The organism is Catellatospora sp. IY07-71, assembly GCF_018326265.1.
Classification (GTDB): Bacteria; Actinomycetota; Actinomycetes; order Mycobacteriales; family Micromonosporaceae; genus Catellatospora.
The window spans coordinates 2018236-2038893 of the sequence record NZ_AP023360.1 but is presented as its reverse complement, the minus strand read 5'-3'; the positions used below and the strand labels follow the sequence as shown (position 1 = coordinate 2038893).

Annotated in this window: 16 protein-coding genes and 1 pseudogene; 5 read left to right on the top strand and 12 right to left on the bottom strand. The window is 71.4% G+C overall.

All coding sequences use genetic code 11. The features are described 5' to 3' along the window. Window positions 1-30 precede the first annotated feature (30 nt). Together CS0771_RS09315 and CS0771_RS09310 are read left to right on the top strand one after the other, a co-directional pair. Complete coding sequence (locus tag CS0771_RS09315; protein ID WP_212840626.1) at window positions 31-885, top strand: putative RNA methyltransferase; 855 nt, start codon at window positions 31-33, stop codon at window positions 883-885. A gap of 130 nt (window positions 886-1015) precedes the next feature. Continuing rightward, complete coding sequence (locus tag CS0771_RS09310) at window positions 1016-2362, top strand: hypothetical protein (protein WP_212840625.1); 1347 nt, start codon at window positions 1016-1018, stop codon at window positions 2360-2362. A gap of 45 nt (window positions 2363-2407) precedes the next feature. On the opposite strand, the gene CS0771_RS09305 is transcribed toward CS0771_RS09310, so the two are convergent. The 7 genes and pseudogenes from CS0771_RS09305 to CS0771_RS09275 form a co-directional block, all read right to left on the bottom strand. Further along, window positions 2408-3085, bottom strand: coding sequence for a DUF4272 domain-containing protein (locus CS0771_RS09305; RefSeq protein WP_212840624.1), 678 nt, complete (start codon window positions 3083-3085; stop codon window positions 2408-2410). A 4-nt stretch (window positions 3086-3089) separates the two neighbouring features. Then, window positions 3090-4367 (bottom strand): thymidine phosphorylase, encoded by a 1278-nt coding sequence (locus CS0771_RS09300; protein WP_212840623.1) that lies wholly within the window; start codon window positions 4365-4367, stop codon window positions 3090-3092. An 11-nt stretch (window positions 4368-4378) separates the two neighbouring features. Continuing rightward, window positions 4379-4774 (bottom strand): annotated as a pseudogene (locus CS0771_RS09295) (cytidine deaminase); the annotation flags it as partial. A 94-nt stretch (window positions 4775-4868) separates the two neighbouring features. After that, entirely contained in the window at window positions 4869-6143 is a 1275-nt protein-coding gene (locus CS0771_RS09290) for an ABC transporter permease (protein WP_212840621.1), read from the bottom strand. Further along, window positions 6140-7534: an ABC transporter permease gene (locus CS0771_RS09285; protein WP_212840620.1), complete on the bottom strand. Its 1395-nt coding sequence runs from the start codon at window positions 7532-7534 to the stop codon at window positions 6140-6142. The genes CS0771_RS09290 and CS0771_RS09285 overlap by 4 nt, the downstream gene beginning before the upstream one ends. Continuing rightward, on the bottom strand, window positions 7531-9054 hold the full coding sequence (locus tag CS0771_RS09280; RefSeq protein ID WP_371821560.1) for an ABC transporter ATP-binding protein: 1524 nt from the start codon (window positions 9052-9054) through the stop codon (window positions 7531-7533). Before CS0771_RS09280 ends, CS0771_RS09285 begins: the two co-directional genes overlap by 4 nt. 275 nt (window positions 9055-9329) lie before the next feature. Then, on the bottom strand, window positions 9330-10391 hold the full coding sequence (locus CS0771_RS09275) for a BMP family protein (RefSeq protein WP_212845722.1): 1062 nt from the start codon (window positions 10389-10391) through the stop codon (window positions 9330-9332). A 302-nt stretch (window positions 10392-10693) separates the two neighbouring features. Between CS0771_RS09275 and CS0771_RS09270 the strand changes: the two genes are divergently transcribed. After that, complete coding sequence (locus CS0771_RS09270; RefSeq protein WP_203743208.1) at window positions 10694-11041, top strand: hypothetical protein; 348 nt, start codon at window positions 10694-10696, stop codon at window positions 11039-11041. A 94-nt stretch (window positions 11042-11135) separates the two neighbouring features. On the opposite strand, the gene CS0771_RS09265 is transcribed toward CS0771_RS09270, so the two are convergent. The 5 genes from CS0771_RS09265 to CS0771_RS09245 all read right to left on the bottom strand — a co-directional run bounded on the left by CS0771_RS09265 (window position 11136) and on the right by CS0771_RS09245 (window position 17859). Then, window positions 11136-11984 carry a hypothetical protein gene (locus tag CS0771_RS09265; protein ID WP_212840619.1) on the bottom strand — a complete coding sequence of 283 codons (849 nt, stop codon included), beginning with the start codon at window positions 11982-11984 and terminating at the stop codon, window positions 11136-11138. A 130-nt stretch (window positions 11985-12114) separates the two neighbouring features. Continuing rightward, window positions 12115-13701 (bottom strand): glycoside hydrolase family 13 protein, encoded by a 1587-nt coding sequence (locus CS0771_RS09260; RefSeq protein WP_371821375.1) that lies wholly within the window; start codon window positions 13699-13701, stop codon window positions 12115-12117. A gap of 415 nt (window positions 13702-14116) precedes the next feature. Continuing rightward, a complete protein-coding gene (locus CS0771_RS09255; RefSeq protein WP_244870699.1) occupies window positions 14117-14962 on the bottom strand; it encodes a sugar ABC transporter permease in 846 nt (281 codons plus the stop codon). Beyond that, window positions 14959-16599, bottom strand: a complete 1641-nt coding sequence (locus CS0771_RS09250) for an ABC transporter permease subunit (protein ID WP_212840617.1) — start codon at window positions 16597-16599, stop codon at window positions 14959-14961. Before CS0771_RS09250 ends, CS0771_RS09255 begins: the two co-directional genes overlap by 4 nt. A gap of 9 nt (window positions 16600-16608) precedes the next feature. Further along, window positions 16609-17859, bottom strand: a complete 1251-nt coding sequence (locus CS0771_RS09245) for a maltose ABC transporter substrate-binding protein (protein ID WP_212840616.1) — start codon at window positions 17857-17859, stop codon at window positions 16609-16611. Window positions 17860-18088: 229 nt separating this feature from the next. Here CS0771_RS09245 and CS0771_RS09240 point away from each other — a divergent pair, with 229 nt between their 5' ends. Together CS0771_RS09240 and CS0771_RS09235 are read left to right on the top strand one after the other, a co-directional pair. Continuing rightward, a complete protein-coding gene (locus tag CS0771_RS09240) occupies window positions 18089-19105 on the top strand; it encodes a LacI family DNA-binding transcriptional regulator (protein ID WP_212840615.1) in 1017 nt (338 codons plus the stop codon). A 128-nt stretch (window positions 19106-19233) separates the two neighbouring features. Beyond that, a complete protein-coding gene (locus tag CS0771_RS09235) occupies window positions 19234-20652 on the top strand; it encodes an alpha-amylase family protein (RefSeq protein ID WP_212840614.1) in 1419 nt (472 codons plus the stop codon). The last annotated feature ends 6 nt before the right edge of the window (window positions 20653-20658 follow it).

The window sequence follows — 20658 nt, the reverse complement described above, 5'->3', positions numbered from 1 at the left end:
ACCAAGATATTCCGTGTGCTCACCGCCGCCATGATTGACGCACTGCGCTGCCCCCTCTGCGCGTCGCCGCTCACGCGAACCGACGCCACCCTCCGCTGCCCGCGCAACCACACCTTCGACCTCAACCGGCACGGCTACGTCACCCTCGGCACCGGTCGCCGACTGCCCGAAGGCGACACCCCCGCCATGGTCGAGGCCCGCACCCGCTTCCTCACCACCGCCCACTACCACCCCCTCGCCACCGCCCTCACCGCCATCTGCGTTGATCATGAACTTGTGGACGTGGTCGACGGCGTGTCACCACCCCGGGACCGTGATCGACAGTCCGGAGGGGGGCCGCTGCTGGTGGATCTGGGGGCGGGGACGGGGTATTACCTGGCGCAGGTGCTGGAGGGGGTGCCGGCGGCGGAGGGGCTGGCGTTCGACGTGAGCAAGGCGGCGCTGCGCAGGGCCGCGAAGGCGCATCCCCGGGCGGGGGCGGTGCTCGCGGACACCTGGGGCACCCTGCCGCTCGCCGACGGCAGCGTGGACCTGCTGCTGAACGTGTTCGCGCCGCGCAACGGCGCGCAGATGCACCGGGTGCTGCGGCCGGACGGGCTGCTGATCGTGGTCACCCCGACCGGGCGCCACCTCGCCGAGCTGCGCGAACAGCTGGGTCTGCTGGCGGTCGACCCCGCCAAGGCGGACCGCCTCGCGCAGGAGTTGCGTGACTTCGACCCGGCCGGCGCGCGGGCGCTGGAATGGCCGCTGGCGCTGTCCGAGGCCGAGACTGAGGATCTGATCGCGATGGGCCCCAACGCCTTCCACGAACGCGCCCACGCCACCGGCCCCGTGGCCTGCACCGCGTCCGTCCGGATCGGCCTGTACCGGCCCCGCCCGTCGTGACAGCAGGCGGCGGACCCGCGCGGTAACGACCGGTTCGGACGGCGAACATCAGCCGAAAGATTCGACCGACGGCGACACCTGCGGCAGGCGCCGATGCGTCTCCCTTGCCGACACCGCGAACGGGGGACCCATGCACGAACCACACCACGACGACACCGAGCCGACCACGACCGCCCCGCCCGAGCCTGCCGGCAGCATCTCCCCTGCCCGCAGCATCGCGCCTGCCGGCAGCGCCGAGCAGCCCGGCAGCGCCGAGCCGGAGCAGGCCCCCGCCACGCCGGACGGCCCGCGGAGGCTGCCGCCCCGCGATCCCGACCAGGTGGCCGAGGAGCTGCTGCGGCGCCGGTATGCCGTCGGCCGCAAAGCCGCCGCCCGCACCGGGCTCGCCGTCGCGGTGCTCGCCGTGCTGGCTCTGCTCACCGGCATCGGGCTGCAGCAGGCGTACGCCACCGCCCCGCCCCCCGCGCACCGCCCCGGCGCCGCGGACGCTCCGCTCCCGCCGCGGACGCCCCTGGCCGGACCGGCTGCGAGCGGCCCGCCCGCCACGGCCGAAGGCGCGGCACCCGCGACGCTCGACGCCGACGGCGTCATCCACCACACGGACGGTCGGGCGGTGCGCATCCCGCTGCCCGCGGGCACCAGAGCCGTGGACGCGGTACGCGTCGCCGCCGGCTGGGTCGTGCGCACCATGACCGGCGCCCCGCTCGCCATGCACGGGACGGTGTTCCTGGGCGACGACGGGCGGCTGCGCGACTTCGCGCCCGTGCTGGCGGGCGCGCAGACCGCGATCCGGGCCGACGGCCGGGCGATGGCCGCGTACCTGCACCCGCACCTGTACGTCTTCGAGCTGCCGTCGGGACGGGAGCTGACCCGGCTCGACGTGCGCACGGCCGCGCGCGGCAACCAGGTGCACGACCTGTGGCTGACGGCCGACCGGCTGCTGATCAGCTGGGGCGTGCTGGAGGGCGCCCACCCGGGCGCGGTCACCGGCCTCGTCGCGTACGACCTGACCACCAGCACCGCGACGGTCTCCCCGGACCTGGTTCTCGGGGACGTCGCCGCCGACGGCACGGCGCTGGTGCTCGACGGCGCGAGCTGCATACGGGTGGCCCGCCTGGGCCGCACCGGCCCGCGCGCGCAGGCGCGGGCGTGCCTGCCCGGCCGCACGGTGCTGCGGGCGGCGCTGTCCCCGGACGGCGCACTGGTGGCGCTGTCGCTCGGCACGCCCGACGTGCCCGCCCGGGAGGGACGGCTCGCCCTGTTCCGCACCGCCGATCTGGCGGCCGGGCGGATCTCGGAGGTCGCCGGGCACGACGGGCGGCTGCGCGTCGTGGGCTGGTCCGGCCGCACCCGCCTGCTCGCCGTCGACGACGGCCGCGAGCCGCTCGACGAGGTGCTGACCTGCGCCGCCGCAGGCTGCGCCCCGCTGCCGCTGGACGGCGTACGCGTCGCGGTCGTACCCGCCCACCTGCCGTGACCGGGGGCGGGCGGCTGCCGGGCGAGGTCGGTGGCCGCCCGCCCGTCACACGGACAGGTCGACCTCTTCCCAGCCGCCGGGCGGCTCGTGGAACTCGCCGACGAAGACGGTGGACCATTCCAGCGCCCACCGCCGCTGGCCGATCGCGTTGGCGTTCAGCTCGCCGGGGCAGGGCAGACCCTGCCGCTCCAGCTCCTGGAACGACCAGTCGAGGCAGTAGTGCAGGTCGAGCGCCGCGGCGACGACCGTGGGATCGCGCGGGGCGGCCAGGATACGTGCCCGCCAGGCCTCGAAGCCCTCGCCGCCGAGCAGGTCGGGCATCTGCTCCAGCACCCGCGGCGGAGCCGTCAGCGGGTCGAGGGTCTTGCTGATGCCGAGCACCCAGGCCAGCCCGCACAGCGCGTCCAGGTGCAGGATGAACGACTGGCGGTCGCCCACCTCCTCGGAGATGAAGGCCCACTCCGGCTCGGTGACGTCCGGGATGAGCCGGTTGCCGTCGAGCCACTTCTCGGCCGCCTCGGGCGGCATGCCGAAGCAGCGTTCGAGCAGCACGTGCAGGATGGCGACGCGGGCCTCCAGCTCACCGGTGGGGCGCAGCTCCACCGCGTCCGAAGGCTCCCACACCAGGGGGTACGAGTCGGGGGGCAGGGGCACGCCCAGCCGCGTCAGCTCCTGGAAGCTGGCCGCGCGCACGGCGAGGGGGTCCGGTGCGGGCACGGCCACGGGGTCACCCGATCCGGTCGATGATCAGCGGGCGCACCGGCGCGGGGCCGTCCGCGATGGTCACCGCGGACGCGGCGTCCACCTTGGCCACCGCCATCCGGGAGGTGTCGTCGGCGCGCAGCTCGTAGAGCACGTCGCCCGCGCTGACCCGGTCGCCGGGGCGCTTGTGCAGCACCACGCCGGCGGCGGCGCTGACCGGGTCCTCCTTGCGGGCCCGGCCTGCCCCGAGCCGCCAGGCGGCCAGCCCGACGCCGAGCGCGTCGACCGCGGCGACCGTGCCGGAGCGCTCGGCCCGCACCTGCTCGATCTCGTTGGCGGTGGGCAGCGGCGCGTCCGGGTCGCCGCCCTGGGCGCGGATCATCGCCCGCCACGAGTCCATGGCGCGGCCGTCGTGCAGCGCGTCGGCGGGGTCGACGTCGTCGAGCCCGGCCGCCGACAGCATCTCCCGGGCCAGGGCCAGGGTCAGCTCGACCACGTCGGCGGGGCCGCCGCCCGCCAGCACGTCCAGCGACTCCTGCACCTCGACCGCGTTGCCGATCGCCAGGCCCAGCGGAGTGTTCATGTCGGTGAGCAGCGCCACCGTGTCGACGCCGTGCGCCCGGCCCAGCTCCACCATGGTGCGGGCCAGCTCGCGGGCGTCGTCGACGGACTTCATGAACGCGCCGGTGCCGACCTTCACGTCCAGCACCAGCGCGCCGGTGCCCTCCGCGATCTTCTTGCTCATGATCGAGCTGGCGATCAGCGGGATGGCCTCGACGGTGCCGGTGACGTCGCGCAGCGCGTACAGCTTGCGGTCGGCCGGGGCGAGCCCTTCGCCCGCCTGGCAGATGACCGCGCCGACGTCGCGCAGCTGCGCGATGAACTCCTCGTTGCTGAGCGCGGCACGCCAGCCCGGGATCGACTCCAGCTTGTCCAGGGTGCCGCCGGTGTGGCCCAGGCCGCGCCCGGACAGCTGCGGCACGGCCGCGCCGCACGCCGCCACGAGCGGGGTCAGCGGCAGCGTGATCTTGTCACCGACGCCGCCGGTGGAGTGCTTGTCCACGGTCGGCCGGGACACCTTCGACAGGTCCAGCCGCTCTCCCGAGGAGATCATCGCGGCGGTCCAGCGGGCGATCTCGGTGTCGGTCATGCCGCGCAGCAGGATCGCCATGGCCAGCGCCGACATCTGCTCGTCGGCGACATGGCCGCGGGTGTACGCGTCGACCACCCAGTCGATCTGCGCGTCGGACAGCACGGCGCCGTCCCGCTTGGCGCGGATGACGTCCACAGCCGCGAAACTCACTGGATCACTCCTCCGTTGACGGCTTCCAGCTCCGCCAGGCCGAAGCCGTGCGGCAGCAGGTCGGCCATGGTCAGCTCGCCGCCCGGCGCGTCGATGCGCATGCGCGGGCCGCCCTGCTCCCACAGCAGCTGGCGGCAGCGGCCGCACGGCAGCAGCGGGTCGCCGTCGGCGTTCACGCAGGCCATCGCGACCAGCCGGCCGCCGCCGGTGGCGTGCAGCTGGGACACCATGCCGCACTCGGCGCACAGCACCACGCCGTACGCCGCGTTCTCGACGTTGCAGCCGACCACGATCCGGCCGTCGTCGACCAGGCCCGCGGCGCCGACCGGGAACTTCGAGTACGGCGCGTACGCCCGGTGCATCACCCGCACCGCCTCTTCGCGCAGCTTCTCCCAGTCGACGTCCATGACGGCCTCTCCTTCTGTTCCGCCCGCTCTCGCAGGGGGCACCGGTGACCGGCGCCCCCGCAAGATCGGACCATTCACATTACGCGCCCGCGGGTCAGCCCTTGATGTACGGCTTGCCGTCGGCCGCCGGGGCGCGTACGCGTCCCACCAGGCCCGCGACCGCGAAAATGGTCGCGACGTACGGCAGCATGCTCAGGAACTGGCTCGGGATGGGGCTGCTGATGCTGTTCAGGAAGCCGGTCAGCGCGCCGAAGAAGCCGAAGAACAGCGACGCGAAGAACGCCCCGACCGGGTGCCACCGGCCGAAGATCATGGCGGCCAGCGCGATGAAGCCCGCGCCGCTGACCATGTACTTGCTGAAGCCGGTGGTGGACAGCATCGAGAAGTAGGCGCCGCCGAAGCCCGCCACCAGACCCGCGAGCAGCACGTTCAGGTAGCGCAGCCCGAGCACCCGGATGCCGACGGTGTCCGCCGCGGCCGGGTGCTCGCCGACCGCCCGGGTCCGCAGGCCCCAGCGGGTGCGGAACAGGGCGATGGTGACCACGGCGACCGCGATCAGCGAGCCGTAGCTGAAGATGTTGCCGTTGAACAGCGCCGGGCCCAGGATCGGGATCTCCGACAGGACCGGGATCGGCCAGGTCGGCACCTTGCCGGGGAAGTTGTACGCGTCCGTGTCCGGCCGCATCACCTGCTCGTAGAAGAAGGCCGTCAGGCCGCCCGCGAACACGTTCAGCACGATGCCGACCACGACCTGGTCCACCAGGTAGCGGATCGCGAAGACGGCCAGGATGGCCGACAGCAGCAGGCCGCCCACGGCCGCGGCCAGCAGGCCGAGCCAGAAGCTGCCGGTGACCGTGCCGAACAGCGCGCCGAAGAAGGCGCCGGTGAGCAGCTGGCCCTCGATCGCGACGTTGACCACGCCGCTGCGCTCGCACAGCACACCGCCGAGCGAGCCGAAGATGAGCGGGATCGCCGCGGTGAAGGTGGCCGCGGCGATGAAGCCCAGCGGCATGGTGTGCGACACCGGCGACACCGACATCTGCCAGCACAGCGCGGAGATGATGAAACCCATCAGCGCGACGCCGGTGAGCAGGCCGAAGTGGCGTCCGGTGAACAGCAGCACCAGGCCGGCCACGAGTGCGACCAGGCCGAAGAAGATCGCGCCGACGTTGCCCGGGATGTCGAACCCGGCGCCCTGCACCGTCTCGCCGAGCGCGAACCGCGCGTTCTCCGACGAGGCGAGCGCCCCGAACAGGATCGTGGCGAGCAGGCCCAGGCCGGTCATCACCGCGCCGGTCTTGCGGGCCCGCGTCCAGTACGCCTCCGGCACCGCCAGCTCGGCATCCATCGTGGAGGTGGTCACGCTCATCCCTTCGCCAATCCGGCCTGCGCGGCGGCAGCCGGCGACCTGCGCAGCCTGTAGATCGACTTCACCAGCGCCGGAGCGGCGACGAAGAGCACGATCAGGGCCTGGATCACGACGACCAGCTCGACGGAGACGCCGGAGAAGGTCTGCATCGCGTTGCCGCCGGCCTGCAGGGCGCCGAACAGCAGGCCCGCGCCGACCACGCCCCACGGCCGGACCCGGCCGAGCAGGGCGACCAGGATGCCGTTGAAGCCGACCTGGCCGAGCATGTCCACGGTCAGCGCCGGGGCGGTGCCCAGCGCGACGCTGGTGCCGCCGAGGCCGGCCAGCGCACCGGCCAGCGCCATGGTCAGCGCGATGGTGGTGCCGACCTTGATGCCCGCGGTCGCCGCGGCGTGCGGGTTGTGCCCGACCGCGCGCAGCTCGAAGCCGAACCGGCCGCGCTTGAGCAGCCAGGCCACCCCGGCCGCGGCCAGCAGCGCCAGCACGATGCCGTAGTGCGCCCGCAGCAGCGGGTCCGGGATCAGCTGCGGCAGGTCGCCGCTCTCCTCGATGGGCTGGCTGATCGCGTCCGAGCGGTTCGGGTCCTTGATGAAGGACTGCAGGATGTACCAGCCCAGGAACAGGAACGCGATGTTGTTCAGCATGATCGTCAGGATGACCTCGTGCGCGCCGGTGCGCGCCTTGAGGACGCCGACCAGGTAGCCCCACAGGCCGCCGAGCAGCGCGCCCGCCAGCACGCCGAGCGGCACCTGGATGACCTCGGGCAGCGACAGGGCGAGACCGACGGTGCCGCCGCCGATGGCGCCCATGATCGCCTGGCCCTGGCCGCCGATGTTGAACAGGCCGGCCCGGAACGGCACCGCCACGGCCAGGCCGGTGAAGATCAGCGGCGCGGCGTTGGTCAGCGTCTCCGAGATCGGGTAGAGGACCTGCTGCCAGGTCGTCATGTTCCAGTACCAGCGGTTCACCGTGTCCGGGTTCACGATCGAGCCCTTGAACATGTCGGCGTACGCGGTGCTGACGAACTCCCAGGTGTCACCGAGCGTCTTGCCCGGCTGGTAGAGCAGGTACTGCCACTGGTCGCGGACGTCGGCGTTGCCGACCACCATCAGGATCGCGCCGCAGATCAGCGCCAGCACGATCGCCAGCAGGGTGACCGTGAAGCTGTTGTCGGCCCACAGCTCCTCGCGGAAGGTGCGCGCGAACGAGCGCTTCGGCTCGTCCGGCGCGCGGTGCTTCGCGGGCTTCTCCTCGATCGTGACGGTCGCGCCCGGGTACTGGTCGGTCGCGACATCGGGCAGCGCCGGGGCGGCGGCCGGCAGCGCCGGGCTCTTGTCGGCGGAGGCGGCGGTGGCCGCGGGCTCCTGCTCGATCGGCTCGTGCGACGTCATGACGCGGCCTCACCGTGGGACATACCCTCACCTCGGGGTTCCTGCTCGCCGGACGCCGGGGTCCCGGGGATGTGCGAGCTGCTACTGGGGTCGATGCCGGCCATCAGCAGGCCCAGCGTCTCGCGCGGCGTGTCCGGCGCGACGATCGCCAGCACCCGGCCGCGGTACATCACCGCGACCCGGTCGGCCAGCGCCACGACCTCGTCCAGCTCGCTGGAGACGACGAGCACGGCCGCGCCGCGGTCGCGCTCGGCGACGATGCGCGAGTGGATGAACTCGATCGAGCCGACGTCCACGCCGCGGGTGGGCTGGGCGGCGATCAGCAGCTGCAGCGGCCGGGACATCTCCCGGGCCACGATGACCTTCTGCTGGTTGCCGCCGGACAGCGCGCCCACCGGCTGGTGCGCCGACTGGGTGCGTACGTCGAACTCGGCGATCTTCTGTTCGGCCTGCGCGTCGATGGCGTCCAGGTCGAGGGAGAACCGGCCGCCGAACGGCGCGTTCCGGTACAGGTCCAGGACCAGGTTCTCGGCGATGGAGAACTCCTTGACCAGGCCGTCGACGCTACGGTCCTCGGGCACGTAGCCCACGCCCGCGCGCAGCACGTCCCGGGTGTGCCAGGTGGTGATCGGCTCGCCGTTCAGGTGCACGCTGCCCGCGCGGGCGGGGCGCAGCCCCATGATCGACTCGACCAGCTCGGTCTGCCCGTTGCCCTGCACGCCCGCGATGCCGAGCACCTCGCCACCGCGTACCACAAGGTCCACGCCGTCGACCGCGCGGTGCTCGCGGTCGTCGGCGACGACCAGGCCGGACACCTCCAGCACGGGCGCGCCCGGCGCGGCCTCGTCCTTCGGCACCTCCAGCACGACGCTGCGGCCGACCATCAGCTCGGCCAGCTCCGACTCGGGGGCGGTCGGGTCGGCGGTGCCCACGGTGCGGCCGCGGCGGATCACGGTGATCCGGTCCGCGACGGCCTTGACCTCGCGCAGCTTGTGCGTGATGAAGACGATGGACTTGCCCGCCGCCTTGAGCCCTCGCATGACCTGCAGCAGCTCGTCGGTCTCCTGCGGGGTGAGCACCGCGGTCGGCTCGTCGAGGATGAGCAGGTCGACCTCGCGGGTGAGCGCCTTGACGATCTCGACCCGCTGCTGGATGCCGATGGGCAGGTCCTCGATGATCGCGTTCGGGTCCAGCGGCAGGCCGTACCGCTCGGACACCTCGCGGACCAGCTTGACCGCACCGGCGTGGTCGATGAAGCCGCCCCGGGCCGGCTCGGCGCCGAGCATGACGTTCTCGGCCACGGAGAAGACCGGCACGAGCATGAAGTGCTGGTGCACCATGCCGATGCCGACCTTGATGGCGTCGCCGGGGCCCTTGATGCGCACGGGCGCGCCGTCGACGAGGATCTCGCCCTCGTCCGGCTGCAGCAGGCCGTACAGCACGTTCATCAGAGTGGACTTGCCCGCACCGTTCTCGCCGAGCAGCGCGTGGATCTCGCCCGGCTCCACGGTGAGGTGGATGTCATCGTTCGCGACGAGGTCACCGAAGCGCTTGGTGATGCCGCGCAGTTCGAGTCTCAGCTCAGACCTCCGTTGGTCCAGTCCACCCGTGAGGGGCGAGTGTCGCGCTCATTATGTGGGCGGCGGGGGATGGATTACACCACCCGGCCGCCCTGACGATCGAACCGGTCCGGCCGCCACCTCGGCCACGGATTCCGTGGCGGAGGCAGCGGCCGGAAAGAAGAAGCGACGCCGCCCCCTCCGGTGATGATCTCATCGGAGGGGGCGGCGGGTGATCACTTCGGCTGCGCCGGGGAGTCGACCACGATCTTGCCGGCGATGATGTCCGCCTTCAGCGCCTCGACCTCGGCCTTGAGGGCCGGGTCGATCTTGCTGTCGAAGTCGTGGTACGGGGCCAGCGAGACGCCGTTGTTGGCCAGCGTGCCCATGAAGCCACCGGTCAGCAGGGTGCCCGGGGTGGCGGCGGCCTTGGTCACGGCCTCCTTCACACCGTCGGTCGAGTTCTTCACGACGGTGGTCAGCATGACCTTGCCGTACTGGGTGGTCTCGAAGCCGTCGGCGTCGACCCAGATCACGACGTACTTGTCGCCCGCGTTGGCGGCGGTGCCGAGGCCCGCGCCACCCGCGACCGGGAAGATCACGTCAGCGCCCTGCGCGGCCAGGGTGTCCGACTTCTGCTTGCCCTTCTCCTGCGAGCCGAAGTCGTCGGTGAACAGACCGTCCTGCTTGGCCTTGTCCCAGCCCAGCACCTGGACGTTCTTGCCCTTGGCCTTGTTGTACGCGGCCACACCGTCGGCGAAGCCGTCCATGAAGATGGTCACCGGCGGGATCTTCATGCCGCCGTAGGTGCCCACCTTGCCGGTCTTCGAGTAGCCCGCGGCCAGGTAGCCGGCGAGGTACGCGGCCTGCTGGGTCTGGAACTGGATCGGGTACACGTTCGCCTGGCCGAGGTTGTCGGCGTCGACGATCGAGAACTGCACCGTCGGGTTGGCGGTGGCCGCCTTCTTGGTGGCGTCGCCCATCAGACCGCCCACGGCCTGGATGTACTTGCAGCCCTTGGTGACGGAGTTCGCCAGGTTCGGGTCGTAGTCGCTCATCGCGGTCGACGCGGTGTAGCTCGGCTTGATGGCCGGGTTACCCGCCTCGGCGGCCTTGAGGCCCGCCCACGACGACGCGTTGAACGAGTGGTCGTCGATGCCACCGGTGTCGGTCACCATGCACGCGCTGAACGCGGCAGCGGCGCTGGAGCCGGTGCCCGGCGTCTCCTCAGTCGGCTTGGCACACGCGGCCGCGGCGAACGCGAGGCCCGCGGCGGCAGCCAGCGCGACAATCTTCATCCCACGCACAGGGCGCAAGACGGTCTCCTCTCCCATAAAGACACCGCGCAAGGACTACCACCCGATCAGATGGCGGCACGGTGAACCTCGCCCAGCAACATATCCTTCACGTCGCCGTTCGAACGACAATCGTGCAGGGTTGTTGAACGGTCGTTACCCCCGCGTGACCACGGCGTGTAATGGGTCACGAAGGAGCCTCGACCGGGGCCACCGTAACCCGTCAATGGGGCATGAAGTGGGCATCTGCGCAGGCCCATGCCTTGCTGCGCGGGTAGCATGCGGTTTCGCGTACCCTTCGCGCCATGGAAGCAGTACGACTCATCCTGCGGTACGCGCACCTCGTCGGCTTCGCCCTGCTCCTGGGCGGCGCGCTGGTGCAGTACTACTCGGGCCGCATCTATGTCAACGCCGTCATGCTCTGGGGCGCGACCATCCAGGTGGTGACCGGCGTCGCGCTGGCCGCGCCGCTCGGCCGCGAGGTCCAGCCCGACCCCGCCAAGCTCGCGGTCAAGGGCGTGCTCGCCATCCTGATCTTCATCATGGTGCTGATCCCGTACCTCAAGAAGCGCGAGACGGTCAACAAGGGCCACTTCCTCGCCATCATCGGCCTCACCCTGGTCAACGCCGCCGTCGCCGTCTTCTGGCGCTGACGTCACCCGCCGGGCTCGGTGCAGTTTCGGGGAAACTGCACCGATGCCGGGCAGCAGCACTGCAGTTTCCCGAAACTGCACCGCCCGGCGGAGGTCAGCCCCTGGACCGGCGCGGGCGCAGGGCCGTCTTGAGGTCGCGGAGGAGGAGGTCGAAGCCCGCGGCGACCTGCTCGGGGCCGGCGTGCAGGATCCGCCAGCCCGCCGGGGCCGGGACCGGTTCGGCCGCGCAGGACACCGCCACGTGACGATCCGGCCAGGCGAGGTCGAGCCGCACCGCGGGCTCCCCGTCCCGGGCCAGCACGAACTTGACCACCGGCGCGGGCACCCCGGCCAGGGTCAGCCGCACCCGCACCCGGCTCTCGTGCGGGGTGCGCGTCGCCGGGTCGACCAGCTTCACGGCCTTCAGCAGCCGCGCCCAGCCGGGCTGCCCGATCCGGGCCTGGGCGTACTCGGTCAGCGCGCCGACGCTCACCGCGCCGCGCGCCACCATCGCGTCGAGCAGCGCCACCGCCTCGACCACGTCCAGCCAGCGGGCCAGATCCCAGCCGGTGCGCTGCGGCGTGGTGACCCGGATGCCGTCGACGCGGCGGTTCACGTCCTTCTCCGGCACCGGCCCGCGGTGCACCAGCACACCCGACATGGGCCCGAACCGGCCCGGGGTGAGCACCTCGACCGGCTCGTCGGCGCCGTAGGGCGCCCCGTACAGGCAGGCGGCGGAGCGGCCCGCGATGACGCCGTCCTCGGGAAGCAGGAAGTCGCTCACCGCCAGGCAGCGCAGCCGGTGCGTGATGGTCAGGTCGCGGTCGGCATACACCCCGCGGAACAGCGGCCGCCACGCGGAACTGCGCAGCTGGGCGCGCGTGAGCAGGCCCGACTCCAGCACGTCGGCGCCTCGGAAGATCCTCCGGGCGAGCGCGTCGGGACGATGCGGCGGCTTGGGCACGGCCGTAGCGTAAGACCCCGCTTCACGCGATCTTGCGTGAGCCGGGTGAGCGACACGCCCGACTCTTTTTTGGAGCGGCTGTACGGCAAGTGGCGGCACACGGGGTCGAACCGCGTGCCGCCACCGCCTGTCAGCGAGGTGGGCCGAGCCGCCAGACGCGCAGGCTCGGGCCGTCGCCGGGCAGCGTCACCGTGCCCGAGTCATCCGGTTCGAGGTCCGTGGCGTGGTAGACGCCGGTCAGCCGCGCATCGAGCGGAAGCCGCACTGCTTCCCCGCCCGCGCGCCGGGCTGCCACCAAGATGGCATTCTGCTCGACTTCGCGCAGGTAGACCATGGTATCGCTGGTCACATGCAGCCAGCGGAGCCCGCCGTGGCGCAGCGCGGGCTCCGCCGCCCGCAACCGCAGGAGAAGCCGGTACGCCGCGAGCGTGTCCTCGTCGCGGTCGGCCGGGCGGTCCCACGGCATCGGGGTGCGCGCGTTCTCGCCGTTCCAGCCGGTGAGGCCGAACTCGCTGCCCGCGTACACCATCGGGGTGCCCGGCAGGGTCACCTGCAGGCCGAGCGCGACGAGGTGCCGCCCCGCGTCGCCGGTGACGGTGCGGATGCGGGCCGAGTCGTGCGAGTCCAGGATGTTCCACGAGTGCGTGAGCGTGCGCCAGGAGACCCGCGAGGCGAACGCCCGCATGGTGGCGTACGCGGCCCGCCCGTCCCGGCGGGGCACGCCCGGCGGCGTACCGAAGAACTGGTCGAGGTCGCCGTCGCCGCGCAGCCACGCCCAGACCGGCCGGGTGAAGCCCAGGTAGTTCATGGTGCCGTGCCAGCCGTCGCGGTCCAGGTCGCCGGTCGGGTCGTGCATGTGCTCGCCGACCAGCATCACCTCGCCCGGCAGCCCGCGCCGGATCAGCGCGGCGACCTCGTGGGTGTCGTCCTGGGCGCCGCGGCGGCCGGTCATGTTGGCCACGTCCACCCGCCAGCCGTCGAAGTGCGCCAGCCAGCGCCGCAGCACCGCGCCCATCCGCTCGCGCAGCAGCGGGCTGGCCCAGTTCAGCTTCGGCAGGCTCTTCACCCCGCACCACGACTCGTACTCGCCGGTCGCCTCGTCGAAGTAGAACATCTCCCGCTCGGGCGCGTGCACATCGGACACGGCCCGGGTGAACCACTCGTGCGCGTCGCCGCAGTGGTTCGAGGTGATGTCGCCGATCAGCCGCATCCCGCGCGCGTGCACGGCCTCGGCCAGCCGCGCCAGCGCCGCGTCCCCGCCCAGCAGCGGATCGACCTCGTCGAAGGTGGACGCGTCATACCGGTGGTTGGACCGAGCCGGAAAGACCGGCGTCAGATACACCGTGTTCACGCCCAACGCCTGCAGGTGGTCCAGGCGCTCGGTGATCCCGTCCAGGTCCCCGCCGAAGAACTGCTCCGACGTGCCCGGCCCCTGCCCGATCACCTCGTCCCGGTCCCACTCGCGCGGCAGCGCCCACTCCGGCAGATCCACGTCCGCCAGCGGCTTCGCGTCCGCAGCACGGGCGAACCGGTCCGGGAAGATCTGGTAGATCACGGCATCCGCGGACCAGACCGGCGGCGCCTGATAGGCCAGCACCCGAAAGTCCATGTCATCCGGGATCTCGTGCTCGACGATCCCGCCCGCCGTCAGCCAGTAGGGCTCCACTCCCTCGGCCTCGACCAGGAACCGATAGTTGGTGACCGGATTCCGCACCACCAGCTCACCACGCCACCACACATCCCCGGCCCCGTAACCGCCGAGGGCCTTCCCGGCCCGATCCGGATCGACAGTCGTGGCCGTGAACCGCGGCTCCCCGTCCGGCGTGCTTCGCAGATGCACCGCCGTGACCCGGGCCGCCCCGGGCACCCGTACCCACACACTGACGACGTCGCCCAACGAGGGCGCACCATCCGATATATACAGTCTCGAGCCGTCATGATGCGGCTGCTCGTGAAGACGCACTGTCGCGCCATCCTTCCGTCACTGAGGATGCCGACGTTTCATCCCGCAGCCCTCTCGGCCCGGGGTCGCGACACTGCTGTTGGTTGGTGCACTGCGTTGATCATGAAGTTAGGGGTGTCGACACGCCGTCGAACACGTCCATAAGTTCATGATCAACGCAGTGCGGGGGTCAGCCCTTGACGGCGCCGGCGGTGAGGCCGGAGACGATGTACTTCTGGAGCCACAGGAACAGGCTGACGGTGGGGATGGCCGTCAGGAGGGTTGCTGCGGCGAAGGGGCCGAAGTTGGCGTCGCGTTTGTCGGTGAGCATGCCGTACATGCCTACCGCCAGGGTTTTGGCTTCGGTGTCGCGGAGGAAGACGTTGGCGATGAGGAACTCGTTGATGGTGCCGATGAAGGACAGCATCGCCGTGACCGCGAGGACCGGGCCGACCAGCGGCAGGATGATGCGGAAGAAGGTCTGGACGTGGGAGGCGCCGTCCATGGTGGCGGACTCGTCGATCTCCTTGGGTACGGTGTCCAGGAAGCCCTTCATCAGGTACGTGTTCACGCCCAGCGCGCCGCCGAGGTAGAGCACCAGCAGGCCCCACGGCTGGTTGAAGCCGAACGTCGGGTAGAGCTCGGTGATCTCGGTGAACACGATGAAGATGGCCACGATCGCCAGGAACTGCGGGAACATCTGGATGAGCAGGATGCTCAGCAGACCCACCCGGCGGCCGGCGAAGCGCATCCGGCTGAACGCGTACGCCGCCGCCACGCTGATCAGCAGGCCGGCGAAGGCCGAGAACAGCGCGATGACCACCGAGTTCAGGAACCAGTTGACGAACGGCTGCTGGCCGTTGAACAGCACCGCGAAGTTGTCCAGGCTCGCGCCGGTGGGCAGCAGCTCGGTGGAGCCGAGCGTGCCCAGCGGGTTGAGCGCGGCGGACACCACGTACATGATCGGGAACAGGGCGAAGGCGGTTACCACCAGGGCGACCGCGTGCCGCCAGGCGACCTCCTTGAGGTACCTCACGAGTACACCTCCTCCTGCCGTCGGCTGCGCCAGAACGCCACGGTGGACACCGTCGCCACGATCGCGAAGATGAACACCGAGATCGCCGCGGCGAAGCCGAAGTCGGCCACCCCGCTGTCGAAGCCCGCGACCCGGTACGTGTAGCTGATCAGCAGGTCCGTGGAGCCCACGGTCGCGTTGTCGATCGCGTACGGGCCGCCGTTGGTGACCAGCCGGATGTTGTTGAAGTTGTTGAAGTTGAAGCCGAACGACGAGATCAGCAGCGGCGTCAGCGCGACCAGCACCAGCGGCAGGGTGACCCGCCGGAACCCGGCCCACGGCGTGGCGCCGTCGATGCGTGCCGCGTCGGTCAGCTCCTTCGGCACGGCCTGCAGCGCACCCGTGATCACCAGGAACATGTACGGGAAGCCCATCCACAGGTTGATCACGATCAGCCCGAGCCGGGCCGTCGTCGGCGTGCCGAGCCAGTCGTGCACCCCGAACAGCTTGCTGATCAGGCCGAAGTCCGTGTTGAACATGTCCCGCCAGATCAGCAGCATGGCGAACGACGGCATCGCGTACGGCAGGATCAGCAGCACCCGGTAGATCTTCGTGCCGCGTACCCGGGGGTGGTGCAGCGCCAGCGCCACGATCATGCCCAGCGCGAACGTGGTCGCCACCGAGCTGATCGCGAACACGAAGTTCCAGATCAGCACGTTCAGGAAGTGGCCGGAGACGGTCGGGTCGGTGAGCGCCTTCTTGAAGTTGGCGAAACCGACACCCACCTGCCAGCCCTGGTCGAGGTGCGCGCCGGACGAGTCGATGAAGTAGCCCTCGGCCTCGTCGGCGAACCACTTGTCCCCGGCCGGGTTGACGATGCAGTCGCAGGCCGCGTCGTACTTCTTGTCGGCCTTGCCCTCGAAGGCACGGCTCAGGCCGGTGGCCTTGATCGCACCGCCCGCGGTGGGCACCGAGAACGCGCCGATCTCCGCGTCGCGCTCGGCCGCCTGCGCGGTGGGCACGATGGTGTAGCCGCTCGCGGACAGCACCTTGCCGGTGAGGCTCACCTCGGCCCCGTCGACCGCGGACAGGCCGTCGGCCGTGCCCGCCTGCACCGCCTTGGTGGTGGGGTCCACCAGCAGGAACACCAGCGAGCCGGCGCGCTCGGCGATGGTCAGGTAGTACTCCGGGGAGCCCGGCACCTGGGTCACCGAGCTGGTCTCGATGGCCCGGATCGCCTCCTCCTTGGTGCCCCGGTGCCCGTCGCCGAAGTTCGTGAACGCGGTGACGAAGGTGAGCACGATCGGCACGATGGCGAACGCGACCAGGAAGATCGTGCCCGGCACCAGGTACTTCGCCGGCACGTGGCGCGGGGTGAGGTAGAGGTAGGCGACGGCCGCGGTGACCGCGCCCAGCACGCCCAGGGCCGTCCAGGACTCCGTCTGGAGCAGCGGGGGGATCGCGTAGATCAGCAGTGCGGCGACGATGCTCAGCACGGCGATGCGCGACACGATGAAGCCGGTGGACACCTCGCGGCGGCGGATCTTCTCCGCCTCGCCGCCCTGCCCACGCCGGGGGTTTCGCTGTTCGGGGGCCTGCCCGGACGGCCCCGGGTGCGGGGAGCGCTCGCTCCCCGCACCCGCCACCTGAGTGGTCATCAGGCTGGATTACTTGTTGATCTCGGCGAGGATGGCCTTGGCCGCCGCCTCGGCCGCGGTCTTCGGGTCACCGCCCTTGACGACCGCCACCTCGGCGTTGGCCATCGGGCCCCAGATCGCGCCCATGGCCGGGATGGCCGGCATCGGGATGCCGTTCGCGCCCGCCTGGATGAACTTCTCCGCGTTCGGGTCCTCGGCCTTGATCTGGTCGGCGGCCGCGGTCAGCGCCGCCGGGCGCGGGTCGGCCTTGTAGAGCGCGAGCGCCACGTCCTTGTTGGTGACGTAGTTGGCCACGAACTCCTGGGCCAGCACCTTGCTCTTGCCCTTGGCCGCGACGTAGAACGCCTGCACGCCCAGGAACGGGGTGGCGGGCTTGCCGCCGGCGAAGCCGGGGACGGCGGTGACGTCGAAGTTGAAGCCGCCCTTCTTGACGTCGTTCATCGACCACGGGCCGGAGATCAGGAACGCGCACTTCTTCTGGACGAAGGTGGGGATGCCGTTCTCGTTGCCGATCGAGGTCTTGATCGCGCCGTCGCCCTTCTCGCCGAGCGCCTTCATCTTCTCCAGCGCGGCGATGGACTCGGGGGTGTTCACGGTGACCTTCGAGGGGTCCGGGTCACCGGTGGCCGTGGTGCCGAACAGCGAGCCGCCGGCGGCGGAGAACAGCGGGTAGGTGTGGTAGACGTCGCCGCCCGCGCCGAACGGCACGCACAGGATCTCCTGCACCTTCTTCGCGGCCTTCAGCTCCTTGCCGACCTTGACCAGCTCCTCGATGGTCGCCGGAGCGGTGGGCACCAGGTCGGTGTTGCGGATCAGGGCGACGTTCTCCATGGCGTACGGCGCGCCGTACACCTGGCCGTTGAACGTCACGGCCTTGAGCGCGTTCGGGTGGAACGCGGCCTTCTGCTCGGCGGTCAGCTGCACCGGGTCGATGGCGCCGTTCTGCACCATGTTGCCGATCCAGTCGTGCGCGCCGACCATGATGTCCGGGCCGCTGCCCTGCTGGGAGGCGGTGATGAAGGTCTGCTGCTGGTTCTCGCTGATCTCCTTGACCTCGACGGTCACCCCGTTCTCCTTGCCGAACGCCTCGGCGAACGGCTTGAGCACGGGGGCGCGGGTCGGGTCGGTCCACAGGACCAGCTTGCCGTTGCCCTTGTCCTTGCTGGGGGTGGCGGCCGGCTCGTTGGTGCCGCCGCAGGCCGCGACGCCGAGCATGAGGCCGGCGGCGGCGACGATCACACCCGCGGTACGGATGCGCATGAGAACTCCTTCGAAGAAGGCCGCCCGGGGGCGACCCGGAAGAGGGGGTCGGCGCGCACCGCCTTGGAAGGTCTTCCAGAATCGGTGACGCACCACAGCACCCCGTTGCCGGGGTTGTGATCCGTGTTACGGAGTTTGTTGCCGGGAGGTTAGCAAGGCTTTGCAAGCAATGGAAGACCTTGCAGTGGCGGCATATCAACATCCGGCTCTCTTGGGCTAGAGTGCCGCCATGCGCGCGCGACTCTCTGACATCGCCCAGCAGGCGGAGGTGAGCGAAGCCACCGTCTCCCGGGTGCTGAACGACCGGCCCGGCGTCTCCGCCGAGACCCGGCAGGCCGTGCTGACCGCCCTCGACGTGCTCGGCTACGAACGCCCCGCCCGGCTGCGCAAGCGCAGCGCCGGCCTGGTCGGCCTGGTGGTCCCCGAGCTGGACAACCCGATCTTCCCGGCGTTCGCCCAGATCATCGAGACCACGCTGGCCCAGCAGGGCTTCACCCCGGTGCTGTGTACGCAGACCCCGGGCGGCGTGACCGAGGACGAGTACGTCGAGATGCTGCTCGACCGGCAGGTCTCGGGCATCGTCTTCGTCTCCGGCCTGCACGCCGACGCGACCAGCGATCCCGAGCGCTACCGCAAGCTGATCGCCCGGCCGCTGCCGATCGTGCTGGTCAACGGTTATGCCGAGGGCATCGAGGCGCCGTTCATCTCGTGCGACGACCGCGCGGCCGGCGAGCTGGCCGTGTCGCACCTGGTCGCGCTCGGCCACAAGCGCATCGGCCTGATCTCCGGCCCGGACCGCTACCTGCCCGTGCAGCGCAAGATCGAGGGCTACCGGGCCGCGATGCGGCGCCTGCTCAACCTCAGCGACGCCCAGATCGACGAGATGATCTCGCTGTCGCTGTTCGGCGTCGAGGGCGGCGACGCGGCCGCCTCGCGGCTGCTGGACCGCGGGGTGACCGGTTTCGTGTGCGGCTCGGACCTGATGGCGCTGGGCGCGATCCGTGCGGTGCGCCAGCGCGGCCTGCAGGTGCCCTCGGACGTCTCCGTGGTCGGCTACGACGACTCGCCGCTGATCGCGTTCACCGATCCGCCCATGACGACGCTGCGCCAGCCCGTCCGGGCGATGGCCGTGGCAGCTGTTCGGGCACTGGTGGACGAGATCAAGGGACACCCTGCCCCCCACTCGGAGTACATTTTCCGGCCCGAGTTGGTGGTCCGCGGCTCCACCGCCGCCCACGCGGAGTGACGGCGCGTCGCTATGACGCATGAAACTTTCTGAAATCCTCTGCTTGACTCTTGCGCAACTTGCGCGACATCCTTCATAGGTCCACGGCGCGCCCCTCGCGCCGTGACGACCCGTTTCTGGAGGAAGTCATGCGCCGCAGCAGCCGCGCCGCCGCCGTTCTCGGCGCGGCCGCCACGCTGCTCGCGGGCGCCTGCACCGCGCCCGGCGAGAAACCGCTCTCACCGGCCTCCCCCGCGCCCGCCGCCCGTCCCCACGACCCGTCCGGCGTGCTGGTGCACCTGTTCCAGTGGCCCTGGGCGGACGTGGCGAAGGAGTGCCCGGCGCTGGCCGCCGACGGCGTCACCGGCGTGCAGCTCTCGCCGCCGCAGGAACACGCGGTGCTGCCCGGCCACCCGTGGTGGCAGGACTACCAGCCGGTGTCGTACACCCTGAGCGGCCGCCGCGGCGACCGGGCCGCGCTCGCCGCGATGGTCCAGGCCTGCCACGCCGCCGGGGTGCAGGTCTACGCCGACGCCGTGGTCAACCACATGACCGCGCAGCAGTCGGGCACCGGCTCGGCGGGCACCGCCTTCACCCACTACGCCTACCCCGACCAGCCCGCGGGCGCCTTCCACCCGGCCTGCGCCGTGCAGGACTACGGCGACCGCGCCCAGGTGCAGGACTGCGAGCTGCTCGGCCTGGCCGACCTGGCCACCGAGGCCGAGCCGGTGCGCGCGCGGCTCGCGGGGTACCTGAACGACCTGCTCTCGGTCGGCGTGGACGGGTTCCGGATCGACGCCGCCAAGCACCTGCCCGCCGCCGACCTGCGCGCGATCCTGGACCGGCTGGACCGCCCGGCGACCGTCTGGTCCGAGGTCCTCTACAGCCCCACCGAGCCGATCCAGCCCACCGAGTACCGGGACTTCGGCGCGACCCTGGAGCCCCGCTACGCCGACACGCTCGGCCGGGCGTTCCGCACCGGCTCGCTGGAGTCGCTGGCCGAGCTGGGCACGCAGACCGGCTCGCCCTTCACCGACCTGCTCCCGCCCGAGGGCTCCGTGGTGTACGTCGACAGCCACGACAGCCAGCGCGGCGGCAGCACCCTCAGCCACGCCGACGGCCCCCTGCACACCCTCGCCGTGCAGTTCATGCTGGCCTGGCCGTACGGCACCCCGCTGCTGATGAGCAGCTTCGCCTTCGCGCACTTCGACGACGGCCCGCCCGCCGACGCGTCCGGCCGCACCCTGCCCGTGGTGTGCGACGGGAAGGCGTTCGTCTGCGAGCACCGGCTGCCCCAGGTCCGGGCGCTGGCGCGCTGGCGGGCCGCGGTCGGCGCCGCGCCGGTGACCGGCTGGTGGGCGACGCCCGACGCGCTCGGCTTCGCGCGCGGCGCCGGATACTTCGCGCTGAACCGCGCGACGGCGCCGGTGACCCGTGACCTCACCGGCGACCTGGCCCCCGGCCGTTACCGCGACCTGGTCTCCGGGCAGACCATGGACGTGGTCGAGGGCGGCGCCCTCACCCTGACCGTCCCGGCCGGCGCGGCCGTGGCCCTGCTCCCCTCATGACCGCCA

Bases quoted from the DNA above. Each gene is read 5' to 3' on its own strand.
- CS0771_RS09315 (WP_212840626.1), top strand. From the start codon at position 31: ATGATTGACGCACTGCGCTGCCCCCTCTGCGCGTCGCCGCTCACGCGA.
- CS0771_RS09310 (WP_212840625.1), top strand. From the start codon at position 1,016: ATGCACGAACCACACCACGACGACACCGAGCCGACCACGACCGCCCCG.
- CS0771_RS09290 (WP_212840621.1), bottom strand. From the start codon at position 6,143: ATGAGCGTGACCACCTCCACGATGGATGCCGAGCTGGCGGTGCCGGAG.
- CS0771_RS09285 (WP_212840620.1), bottom strand. From the start codon at position 7,534: ATGACGTCGCACGAGCCGATCGAGCAGGAGCCCGCGGCCACCGCCGCC.
- CS0771_RS09275 (WP_212845722.1), bottom strand. From the start codon at position 10,391: ATGAAGATTGTCGCGCTGGCTGCCGCCGCGGGCCTCGCGTTCGCCGCG.
- CS0771_RS09270 (WP_203743208.1), top strand. From the start codon at position 10,694: ATGGAAGCAGTACGACTCATCCTGCGGTACGCGCACCTCGTCGGCTTC.
- CS0771_RS09250 (WP_212840617.1), bottom strand. From the start codon at position 16,599: ATGACCACTCAGGTGGCGGGTGCGGGGAGCGAGCGCTCCCCGCACCCG.
- CS0771_RS09245 (WP_212840616.1), bottom strand. From the start codon at position 17,859: ATGCGCATCCGTACCGCGGGTGTGATCGTCGCCGCCGCCGGCCTCATG.
- CS0771_RS09240 (WP_212840615.1), top strand. From the start codon at position 18,089: ATGCGCGCGCGACTCTCTGACATCGCCCAGCAGGCGGAGGTGAGCGAA.
- CS0771_RS09235 (WP_212840614.1), top strand. From the start codon at position 19,234: ATGCGCCGCAGCAGCCGCGCCGCCGCCGTTCTCGGCGCGGCCGCCACG.